The 10,732-nt window shown below is 72.3% G+C and carries 8 protein-coding genes; 5 read left to right on the forward strand and 3 right to left on the reverse strand.

Annotated elements, in window-relative coordinates; translation table 11 throughout:
* Positions 1–349: 349 nt before the first annotated feature.
* Positions 350–1,084, forward strand: coding sequence for a hypothetical protein (locus ACZ6KY_RS01485; RefSeq protein WP_469308261.1), 735 nt, complete (start codon positions 350–352; stop codon positions 1,082–1,084).
* Here the strand turns inward: ACZ6KY_RS01485 and ACZ6KY_RS01490 are convergent.
* The gene (locus ACZ6KY_RS01490; protein WP_469308262.1) at positions 1,002–1,859 is read right to left on the reverse strand and encodes a DUF4184 family protein; all 858 of its coding nucleotides are present in this window, start codon (positions 1,857–1,859) and stop codon (positions 1,002–1,004) included. The two genes, ACZ6KY_RS01485 and ACZ6KY_RS01490, sit on opposite strands and share 83 nt — an antisense overlap.
* Positions 1,860–2,104: 245 nt before the next feature.
* Between ACZ6KY_RS01490 and ACZ6KY_RS01495 the strand changes: the two genes are divergently transcribed.
* The 3 genes from ACZ6KY_RS01495 (at position 2,105) to pgfA (ending at position 5,156) form a co-directional block, all read left to right on the forward strand.
* Positions 2,105–3,838, forward strand: a complete 1,734-nt coding sequence (locus tag ACZ6KY_RS01495; protein WP_469308263.1) for a lytic transglycosylase domain-containing protein — start codon at positions 2,105–2,107, stop codon at positions 3,836–3,838.
* 165 nt (positions 3,839–4,003) lie between these two features.
* The gene (locus tag ACZ6KY_RS01500) at positions 4,004–4,138 is read left to right on the forward strand and encodes an SPW_0924 family protein (RefSeq protein WP_401325403.1); all 135 of its coding nucleotides are present in this window, start codon (positions 4,004–4,006) and stop codon (positions 4,136–4,138) included.
* 25 nt (positions 4,139–4,163) lie between these two features.
* Complete coding sequence (gene pgfA / locus ACZ6KY_RS01505; protein ID WP_469308264.1) at positions 4,164–5,156, forward strand: cell envelope lipid trafficking protein PgfA; 993 nt, start codon at positions 4,164–4,166, stop codon at positions 5,154–5,156.
* Here the strand turns inward: pgfA and hrpB are convergent.
* Together hrpB and ACZ6KY_RS01515 are read right to left on the reverse strand one after the other, a co-directional pair.
* Entirely contained in the window at positions 5,146–7,740 is a 2,595-nt protein-coding gene (gene hrpB, locus ACZ6KY_RS01510; RefSeq protein ID WP_469308265.1) for an ATP-dependent helicase HrpB, read from the reverse strand. The genes pgfA and hrpB overlap by 11 nt on opposite strands.
* A 159-nt stretch (positions 7,741–7,899) precedes the next feature.
* Positions 7,900–8,760 (reverse strand): class I SAM-dependent methyltransferase, encoded by an 861-nt coding sequence (locus tag ACZ6KY_RS01515; protein ID WP_469308266.1) that lies wholly within the window; start codon positions 8,758–8,760, stop codon positions 7,900–7,902.
* 320 nt (positions 8,761–9,080) lie between these two features.
* On the opposite strand from ACZ6KY_RS01515, the gene rpsA reads away from it, so the two are divergent.
* Positions 9,081–10,583 (forward strand): 30S ribosomal protein S1, encoded by a 1,503-nt coding sequence (rpsA, locus tag ACZ6KY_RS01520; protein ID WP_389074458.1) that lies wholly within the window; start codon positions 9,081–9,083, stop codon positions 10,581–10,583.
* The last annotated feature ends 149 nt before the right edge of the window (positions 10,584–10,732 follow it).

Consider the following 10,732-nt stretch of genomic DNA (forward strand, 5'->3'; position numbering starts at 1 on the left):
CCACCACCCACCCCCCCCCCCCCCCCCCCCCCCCCCCCCCCCCCCCCTCCCCCCCCCTCCCCCCCCACCCCCCCCCCCCCCCCCCCCCCCCCCCCCCCTCCCCCCTTAGGCCGGGCGACTCCCGCAGCGCGCCGGGCGACTTCGGCCGCCCGCCGGTCGTACCCTGGCCGACTCCGGCCGTATGCCTGGCGTCTTCGGCCGCACCGGATCCGCGCCCCGCGCCTCCTGCGGGCTCGTGGTCCCGTTGTTCGCCGCGGATCCCGCGGTCCCCGCCCGTGCCCGGAGGGATCATCACTCGCGTGGCTCTTCCGGAGCGCTCCGGGCTGGAGGGTGACGTAAGGATGCGGGCATGGGTATACGCACGCTCCACTGCCGTAGGGCCATGGCCACGACCGTCGTGGTCGCGACCGTGACGGTGACCGCGGCAGTCGTCCCGGTGCTGCTCGCGCCGATGCCCGCGTTCGCCGCCGAAGCGGGCACCGCCCAGCTGCCCGAGGCCCCCCGTTCCCCCCAGGACCAGGATCTCGCCGCCCGGCTGTCCCGTGACCTCCGAGCGGCGCTGTCGGCGCGCCGGGTCAGTGTCCTGGTGGCGGTGCGCGACGACCGGACAGGCGGCCCGCCCCGCACCACGGCCGGCGACCGGATGCGGCTGCCGGCGGTGTTCACCGGCGTCCACGCGTTCCTGCGGACCCGCGGGTACGGCCTCCGGCTGCGCACCCGGGCCCGCGGCGACCGGCGCCTGACCGTTCCCCCCGGTCCGCCGCGCCGCGTGAAGGCCCACATCACGACCGGCCGGCTGCCCCGCGCCGCGAACGGCGGGCGTGTCCACGGCATCGGCGCCTTCACCGGCCCCGCCCGTACCTACCGCGTGATCGTCGTGTCGTACGACCATCCGACGATGCCGTACGGCGCCCGCGTCGTCGAACGCGTCGCCCGAGCCGTGCACCGGGGCCTCGGTCACGGGCGCGGCCTGCTCCGGAGCCTCGCCGCCGGTACCGCGGTCAGCGCGGAGCCGGACGGCTCGGCTGCTCCGTACGGGCCGCCGCCGGGGCAGGACGAGCCGGAGCGGGACGCCACAGCCTGACCGCCGAGACGTACAGGCCGAGGCCGAGGACCAGGCCCGCGCCCCCGCCGAAGCACAGCGGCGGAATGAGCTCCCACGGCTTCGCGATGGACCCCCAGTACGCCCACCAGCGCACCGCCCGCTGCACCGCGGCGGCCAGCGCGAGGCCGCCGATCACCACGGCGGCCAGCCACCGGTCGGCGGTGGACAGAACGGGCACCCCGACGGCCGGGCCGTGCGGCGTGCGGCGCAGCGCGAGTACCACGAACGTCACGATCACGACGGCCGCCACCGCCGAACTGCCGTACTGGACGTACCAGTAGAGCGGCGAGCCCGCGAGGCTCCGCCCGAGGACGGGGAAGAGCCGCACCCCCCACCGGTCGTGATGGGTGAACGCGTCCCACACCACATGCGTCAGCGCGCCGAACGCCGCGGAGACGTACCACCACAGAACCCTCGGCGCGCGCACCGGCTCGCGTGCGACTCCACAGCGCAAAAGCCGCGCCGTGCGCCCCTGCCGTGCCGCGGGCATCAGCGCCACCAGCGGTTCGCGCAGCACCAGCCAGGCGCCCACCAGCACCCATGCGATAAGAATATCGACGGTGAACACGCCGGTGAACGAGTGGGTGAACGTGCCGAACTCCATCGCCCCGGGCACTACGCTCGCCGCGTAGTAGGTCAGGTCGGGAGCGAAGGAACCCGCTACGAGAACGGCGGGAATCAATCGGCCGCGACCGCTTCCGTCCCCGCGTACGGCGGGTAGTACGGCAGCCGCATGACTGAGAGTGAAGGGCAAATCATCCCCCTGTGGCCATGGTTGACCGGATATGTTCAGTCTGATGATCGCTGACGGCCAGTATGCGGGACGGCGGGACATGGCCAACTGGTGAATACCGGGCGCCAACGGGTCCCTGCGCGAAGGAAGTTGTCGTAGGGTCGCCTGGGTCGCCGTGCTGGGGAGCACGGCCGGAAACAGCGGCAGCGCACAGGGTTCTGAGAGACGGCAGGCTACGCCGGTCGTCCGTGGGAGGGGTTCACTCAATGGCGGCGCAATTCGGCAGGAGGCTGCGCAAGAGCGCGGCAACCACCGCTGTGGCCGCGGCCGCGGTCGCGGCTCTGTCCGCCTCGCAGGCCCCGGGAGTGCTCGCCGACGACCACGGCAGACAGTCGGCGGGCGCCGATGTCGGCCAGGACGCGAACGAGGCGGGCGGCGACGGCACCGCGACGGGCAACTCGCGCTACTTCACGGACCTTCCGCCGCTTCAGAGCCCGAACCCCGCGCCGAGCGCGAGCACGAGCGTGGGAAGCGGGACGCCCGCCGCCACGGGTGCCGCCGAGGCGGGCATCCCGGCGACCGTGCTGGCCGCCTACAAGCAGGCCGAGGCGTCGCTGCACGAGTCCAAGCCCACCTGCAACCTGCCCTGGCAGCTCCTCGCCGCGATCGGCAAGGTCGAGTCGGGCCAGGCCCGCGGTGGCCGCGTCGACGCGGCCGGCACCACCCTGTCGCCGATCCTCGGACCCGTCCTTAACGGCAACGGCTTCGCCAGCATCAAGGACACCGACAACGGCGCGTTCGACGGCGACAGCACGTACGACCGCGCGGTGGGCCCCCTGCAGTTCATCCCCTCCACCTGGGCGTGGGCGGGCCGCGACGGCAACGGCGACGGCAAGAAGGACCCCAACAACGTCTACGACGCGGCGCTCGCCGCCGGGCACTACCTGTGCCGCTTCGGCCACGACCTGTCGGTCCAGGCGCAGATGAACCAGGCGATCCTCAGCTACAACAACTCCACGGCGTATCTGAACACCGTCCTGTCGTGGCTGGAGTACTACCGCAAGGGCACGCACGAGGTGCCCAACGGCACGGGCACGCTGCCCTCGCACCACAGCGACGACCCGGCCACACCGAGCCCCACTCCCACCCCGCCTCAGCCGTCCCCGCCCAGCGGCCCGAAGCCGGGCGGCTCTCCGACGAGCCCCGCCCCGAAGCCGACCCCACCCGCCACGCCTACGCCGCCCGCCACCCCGACCCCGCCGGTCACGCCGCCGCCGACGACCCCGCCCGCCACCCCGCCGACGCCCACCGAGACGGTGGACCACCTGGCGAACATGGGCGACGGGAAGGTCACGGCGACGGCCGGCGGCACGTTCGCGCAGAAGATCGCCGTACGGACCGAGGACAAGAACGGCAAGGCCGTGGCGAAGGTCCGCGTGCGGTTCACCGTCGTCGGCGACACCGACGCCACCTTCACCGGCGGCGAGAACGTCGCCACACTGGTCACCAACGGGCTCGGCATGGCCACCGCGCCCGCGCTCACGGCGGGTGAGAAGACCGGCGACTTCACCGTCCGCGTCACCGTCGTGGGCCGCGTCATGGCCGGCCTCGACTACACGGCCACCGTCACCGCCCGCCAGGCCGACACGCTGGCCCGCACCACCGACACCGCGCCGACCTGTGTACCGGGCGGAGAGTTCGCCGACCAGGTCGGGGTCAAGGCCACCTACCAGGGCGCCGCCGCGGGCAAGGTCGCCGCGACCGCGACACTCGTCAAGTCCGCCGACGACGCCACCGAGAACGACAAGGGCCCCTACTTCAAGGACGCCGACGGCAAGACCGTACGCACCCTCACCGACCTGACCACCGACGCGGACGGCCTGCTCGTACTGCCGAAGCTGTACGCCGACGACACCACCGGCACCTTCCTGCTCCGCGTCACCACCACCGGCGGAGCCACCCTCACCGTCGAACTCACGGTGGCCGCCGCCGCCTCGTAGCACCCCGCCGCCACCGCGCGGCCGTGCGCCTCCAGGGCGCCCCCTCGGCTCACGCCGCGGGGGCGCCCTGATCCGTTGTGTGCGCGACGTGTTCTCATCTCGCCCCGCCGTTGCTACGGTGCCGGACCTGACGATGTATCAGCTCCTGGCCCTCGGGAGGCCCGCATGCGTGCCCTCATCGCCGCCGCGACCGGTCTCGCAGCGGCACTCGCGCTGGTCCTGGCCATCACGGCCATGGGCTCGCCGGCCGGACACACCTCACCGAAGCCGATGCTCACCACCGTCCCCAAGCACCCCTGACGCACGCACCGGGAGGGCCGTCGAGATGCGCCGCAAGGCAAGCCTGATCCTGCTCGCGCTCGCCGTGTTCTTCGCGGCGCTGTCCCCGCTGCTGCGCTGGTACGCCTTCCCGCGCCTGGCCAAGATCCCCGCCAACCAGTACCAGGACATGGTTCTGGAGGCGAAGGACGCGACCCTCCTCGACTACGGCACCATGAAGGCCAAGAAGGTCTCCAAGGTCACCGTCGTACAGACCCTCAAGGGCAACGTCGAGGCCTCCGACCGGATCGAGCGGACCGCGGGCCGTGACGTCGTCGTCTGGGACTCCCTCTCCTACGTCCAGGGCCCCGACGGAAAGATGGTCTCCAAGCTCCCCGAGCGCTACATCTTCGACGCGCACAGCCAGGAACCCGTCCACGCCACCGGAGAGTCCGTCGACGGCGACCCCGTCACCCGCCAGGGCATCGAGTTCAAGTGGCCCTTCCGGACCGAGAAACGGGACTACGAGTACTTCGACGCGCAGACCCGCACCTCGGCGCCCATCCACTACCAGGGCACCCGCACCTTCCGGGGCGTCAAGGTCTACTACTTCGAGCAGACCATCCCCTGGACGAAGGTGAAGTTCCCCAAGATCATGCCCGTCCAGGGCATCACCCCGCAGTCCCTCGCCAAGACCGGCACCACCCGCTGGTACACCACCGTCCGCAGGTTCTGGGTCGAGCCGGTCACCGGAGCACCCGTCTACGGCGAGGAGATCCACAAGGAGGAACTCCGCGGCGGCACGCTCCTGGGCGGCCGGGACAAGGTGACCGCCTTCTCCGGGGACGTGAAGATGCGCGAGGACTACATCGAACACACCGTCGACCTGGTCAAGTCGAACCGCACCCTCGTCCTGATGATGACGTCCTACCTCCCCTGGGGCTTCCTGCTCCTGGGCGCGGCCCTGCTGGCCCTCTCGCTGTACCTGGAGGCCCGCGGCCGCAGGCCCGGCGAGCCGGCACCCGCCCCGGCGGCCGACCCCGAGCCCGTCAACGCCTGAGCCGCGCGTTCGTGTACCGCGTCGGCTCGGCGGTCGCCGGGTCCTCGGGCCACGGATGCTTCGGGTATCGGCCCCGCAGCTCGGCCCGCACGCCCTTGTAGCCGTCCTTCCAGAAGGACGCCAGATCGGCGGTCACCGCGGCCGGCCGGCCCGCGGGGGACAGGAGATGCACGAGGACCGGCACACCGGCGACGGCGGGCGACGCGTGCAGCCCGAACATCTCCTGCAGCTTCACGGCGAGCACCGGCTGCGCGGGGTCGGCGTAGTCGACGCGGATCCTCGACCCGCTCGGCACCTCGATCCGCTCGGGCGCCAGCTCGTCGAGCCGGGCCGCCTCCCCCGTAGCCCAGGGCAGCAGCCGGTTCAGCGCCTGCCCGGCCTCGATCCGCGCCAGGTCCGCCCGCCGCCGGGCACGGCTCAACTCCGGTTCCAGCCACTCCGCCACGCGCGCGTGCAGCGCTTCGTCGGAGACGTCGGGCCACGGGTCACCGAGCCGCCGGCGCAGGAACGCGAGCCGCTGCCGCAGCACCTCGGCGTCCGGCGACCACCGCAGCAGACCGAAACCCTCCTCCCGCAGCCCCTCCAGCAGCGCGTCCCGTACGAGCCCGGGCTCCGCGTTCCGCAACGGCCGCACGGCCAGCTCCACCGCCCCCAGCCGTTCCACCCGCCGCGCGACCACATCGCCGTCGGCCCAGTGGACCTCGTCCCCCTCGGAGTACAGACCGGCGGCGGCCCGCCGTGCCGTCCGCTCGTCGATCACCGCCGCGAGCCGCACGCGCGCGTGCCCCCTGCCGACGGGACGATCGGCGACGGCGACCGCGAGCCAGGGAGCACCGCGCAGCACGGATCCCTCACCGGCCTCGGCGCGGGTCCCGTTGACCATCAAGTGGGAGTCGCCCTGCACGCGCGCGACCCGCTCGGGGAACGCCAGCGCGGCGACGAGCCCGACGACCCGGTCGTCCCCGGGCTCCACCCGCGCCCCGCCGTCCGCACGGCTGCCGTCACGTTCGCCTCCGGCGCGCCCCGGTCCCTCGGTGTGCGCCTCCGGAGCGGAAGGGGAGCCGGGCGCGGATCCGGCTCCGGCCGCCGCGGACCGCAGCCGGCGGGACTCGGTGCGCCAGCGGGCCGCGTACGCGTCGCCCCCGCGCCGGGCGCTGCGCCAGGCGGCGGCCAGGTCGTCGCCGTACTCGCGCGGGGGCTCCTCGCTCAGCAGCGCGACCACGTCGGCCGCCCGCGCCACGCCCACCACCGGGGTCGCGTCCAGCAGCGCCCGCGCGAGCCGCGGGTGCAGGCCCAGCCGGGACATGCGCACACCGCGTTCCGTGGCCCGCCCCGTGGCGTCGACCGCGCCCACGGCCGACAGGACGGCCCGCGCCGCCGCCATCGCCCCGCCCGGCGGCGGATCGAGCAGGGCCAGCCCCGTCGCCTCGGGATCGCCCCAGCAGGCCGCCTGGAGGGCGAACGCCGTCAGGTCGGCCACCTTGATCTCGGGAGCCGGGAACCGCGTCAGACGGCCGTCCTCGGCCTCCGCCCAGCAGCGGTACACCGCGCCCGGCGCCTCACGCCCGGCCCGCCCCGCCCGCTGCCGTCCGGCCGCCTGCGAGGCCCGTACGGTCGCCAGGGCGCTCAGCCCGCGCGCGTGGTCCACCCGCGGCTCCCGCGCCAGCCCCGAGTCCACGACCACCCGCACCCCCGGAACCGTCAGCGACGATTCGGCCACCGAGGTCGCGAGGACCACCCGGCGCCGCACGCCGGGCGCGAGCACCGCGTCCTGCACGGCCGCCGGAGCCCGCCCGTGCACCTGGAGCACATCGACGTCCCCGAGACCGCCCAGCTGCCCGGCGACCCGCGCGATCTCCCCGACCCCGGGAAGGAAACACAGGACATCACCCGAGCGCTCGGCCAGCGCCCGCCGCACCGTGGACGCCACATGCGTCAGCAGCGCCGGGTCCACCCGCATCCCGTGCGGCGGCCGTACGGGGCGCGCGGGCGGCGCCCACACCGTCTCGACCGGATACGAGACACCCTCCGCCTCGACGACCGGCGCGTCGCCCAGCAGCCGCGCCCAGCCCCCGGCGTCCGTCGTCGCGGACGCGGCGAGCAGCCGCAGCTCGGGACGGAGCGCGGCCCGCACGTCCAGCAGGAACGCGGCCACCGTGTCGGCGTCCAGATGCCGCTCGTGGCACTCGTCGAGCACGACCACGTCGACGCCCGCCAGTTCCTGGTCCCGCTGCAACCGCTGGAGCAGGACCCCGGTCGTGACGACCTCCACGCGCGTGCGTGGACCGACCACCCGCTCCCCGCGCACCGTGAAGCCGACGCTCCCGCCGACCTGCTCGCCCAGCAGCCACGCCATCCGCCGTGCGGCGGCCCGCGCCGCGATCCGCCGCGGCTCGGCCACCACCACCCGGCGCGCCGGGCGCCCGTCGTCCAGAAGACCCGCCAGGGCCAGCGGCACCAGCGTCGTCTTGCCGGTGCCGGGCGGCGCCACCAGCACCGCGCTGCCGTGCCCCTCCAGGGCGGCGTCCACAGCGGGCAGGGCACCGCGTACGGGCAGTACGTCCAGGGCTTCGTAACGGATCACGCCCCCAGTCTCGTACGCGCGCCGAACCGGCCGCGTACGAAGTCCGGGACAGCCTCCACGCGCGCGTGGCCGGACGGCGGCACAAAGAAGGAAGTAAGAAGGGGCAGCCGAATCGGCTCCCCCTTCTTGCTTACCCACTGTTCTTGCGGATCCCGTACGTCAGTCCCGTTCGCAGACGAAGATCGCCGTGCCCGGAATGAGGTTCCCGCGCAGCGGGGACCAGCCGCCCCACTCCTGGGTGTTCCAGGCGGGCCACTCGGGCTCGACGACGTCGACCAGGCGGAAACCGCCGGCCACCACGTCACGCACCCGGTCGCCGACCGTCCTGTGGTGCTCGACGTAGACCGCGCTGCCCTCGTCGTCCTGCTCCACGTACGGAGTGCGGTCGAAGTAGGACGCGGACACCGTCAGGCCCTCGGGGCCGGGCTCGTCCGGGAACGCCCAGCGGACCGGGTGCGTCACGGAGAAGACGAAACGGCCGCCGGGGCGCAGCACCCGGTGGACCTCCCGCAGCACCAGCACCGGGTCGGCCACGAAGGGCAGCGCGCCGTACGCCGAGCACGCGAGGTCGAAGGAGCCGTCCGCGAACGGCAGCGCGCTCGCGTCCGCCTCCACCAGGGGCACGGCGCCCCCGATGCGCAGCGCGTGCTGGAGCTGGCGGTGGGAGAGGTCCAGGGCCACCGGACGCGCGCCCTGCGCGGCCAGCCAGCGCGAGCACTGTGCCGCGCCGGCGCCGATCTCCAGGATGTCCTTGCCCTTGAGGTCCTCCGGAGGACCGAGCAGCTCGGCCTCCACCTCGTCGAGGCCCTCGGGACACCACACGAATCGGTCGTCGCCGAGGAACGTGCCGTGTTCGATCTGGTACTCGTCCGCGTTCCGGTCCCACCAGCCCCGATTCGCCCGGGAACTCTCGATGAGATCCGCGTCGCGTCGGGTGGCTTCCGGTTCGATGGGTTCGGGCTCTTGGATGATCGGCTCCCTCGTCGTACTCTTCCGTCCAACCCGTCTCGGGCGTGTCACGAAAGAGGCGTCCTACTGCCCGCGTGGCCTTGTGAGACAGGTCTTGTGCCGGGATTGCGGCGATCCGCCCCGGGTGTGCGCCTTCGCGCATTGACCCTGCCCGGCTGCCCCCGTATGCTACAAGTTGCGCTGCGGGCCTGCGCTCCTCAGACATAGCAGGCTGTGCTCGCATCTGTATGTATGTCCCCTCGGTTTTCGAGGCGCCTCCGGCTTTTGCCGGGTTCGGCGCTTCCTTGGCTGTCCGGCTTGTACAGAGCGAAACGGGCTCACGGCGTAAGCAGTACCTACGACTCACTGTCCGTACCGGAGCCCTTACCCACATGACGAGCAGCACCGAGACCACCGCCACCACCCCGCAGGTTGCGGTCAACGACATCGGTGACGAGGAAGCATTCCTCGCCGCGATCGACGAGACGATCAAGTACTTCAACGACGGCGACATCGTCGACGGCGTCATCGTGAAGGTCGACCGGGACGAGGTCCTGCTCGACATCGGTTACAAGACCGAAGGCGTGATCCCGAGCCGTGAGCTCTCGATCAAGCACGATGTCGACCCGAACGAGGTCGTCAAGGTCGGCGACGAGATCGAGGCCCTGGTTCTCCAGAAGGAGGACAAGGAGGGCCGCCTGATCCTGTCCAAGAAGCGCGCTCAGTACGAGCGTGCCTGGGGCACGATCGAGAAGATCAAGGAAGAAGACGGCATCGTCACCGGTACCGTCATCGAGGTCGTCAAGGGTGGTCTCATCCTTGACATCGGCCTCCGTGGCTTCCTGCCGGCTTCTCTCGTCGAGATGCGCCGTGTCCGCGACCTCCAGCCCTACGTGGGCAAGGAGCTCGAGGCGAAGATCATCGAGCTGGACAAGAACCGCAACAACGTGGTCCTGTCCCGCCGTGCCTGGCTCGAGCAGACCCAGTCCGAGGTGCGCCAGACGTTCCTCACCACCCTTCAGAAGGGTCAGGTCCGCTCCGGCGTCGTCTCCTCGATCGTCAACTTCGGTGCCTTCGTGGACCTGGGTGGCGTCGACGGTCTGGTGCACGTCTCCGAGCTCTCCTGGAAGCACATCGACCACCCCTCCGAGGTTGTCGAGGTCGGCCAGGAAGTCACCGTCGAGGTCCTCGACGTCGACATGGACCGCGAGCGCGTCTCCCTGTCGCTCAAGGCGACGCAGGAAGACCCGTGGCAGCAGTTCGCCCGGACGCACCAGATCGGTCAGGTCGTCCCGGGTAAGGTCACGAAGCTCGTTCCGTTCGGTGCGTTCGTCCGCGTGGACGAGGGCATCGAGGGTCTGGTCCACATCTCCGAGCTGGCCGAGCGCCACGTGGAGATCCCGGAGCAGGTCGTCCAGGTCAACGACGAGATCTTCGTCAAGGTCATCGACATCGACCTCGAGCGCCGCCGCATCAGCCTCTCGCTGAAGCAGGCCAACGAGGCCTTCGGTGCCGACCCGGCGTCGGTCGACTTCGACCCGACCCTGTACGGCATGGCCGCGTCGTACGACGACCAGGGCAACTACATCTACCCCGAGGGCTTCGACCCCGAGACCAACGACTGGCTCGAGGGCTTCGAGTCCCAGCGTGAGGTGTGGGAGACGCAGTACGCCGAGGCGCAGCAGCGCTTCGAGCAGCACCAGGCTCAGGTCATCAAGTCCCGCGAGGCCGACGCGCAGGCCGAGGCCGAGGGTGCCAGCACCTCCAGCGCGGCTCCGGCCGCGTCCGGTGGCGGCGGTTCCTACTCCTCGGAGTCGGACGACAACTCCGGCGCCCTGGCGTCGGACGAGGCGCTTGCCGCCCTCCGCGAGAAGCTCGCCGGCGGCCAGAGCTGAAAGCTCACCGCTAGCAAGTAGCTGAAGGAAGTGGGGGCGCACCGACTCGGTGTGGGGCCCCCCCCTTTTCGGCCCCTTTCCCGACAGGGTCCCCCTCCCTTTCTCCCCTTCCCTCCCCACGCACGCACCCCCTCGAGGGCGCCCGCCTC

The organism is Streptomyces sp. NPDC042002 (genome assembly GCF_055588305.1).

What these genes read in the sequence shown, in the direction of transcription:
- ACZ6KY_RS01495 (WP_469308263.1), top strand. Translation starts at nt 2,105, where the DNA reads ATGGCGGCGCAATTCGGCAGGAGGCTGCGCAAGAGCGCGGCAACCACC.
- ACZ6KY_RS01485 (WP_469308261.1), top strand. Translation starts at nt 350, where the DNA reads ATGGGTATACGCACGCTCCACTGCCGTAGGGCCATGGCCACGACCGTC.
- pgfA (WP_469308264.1), top strand. Translation starts at nt 4,164, where the DNA reads ATGCGCCGCAAGGCAAGCCTGATCCTGCTCGCGCTCGCCGTGTTCTTC.
- rpsA (WP_389074458.1), top strand. Translation starts at nt 9,081, where the DNA reads ATGACGAGCAGCACCGAGACCACCGCCACCACCCCGCAGGTTGCGGTC.
- ACZ6KY_RS01500 (WP_401325403.1), top strand. Translation starts at nt 4,004, where the DNA reads ATGCGTGCCCTCATCGCCGCCGCGACCGGTCTCGCAGCGGCACTCGCG.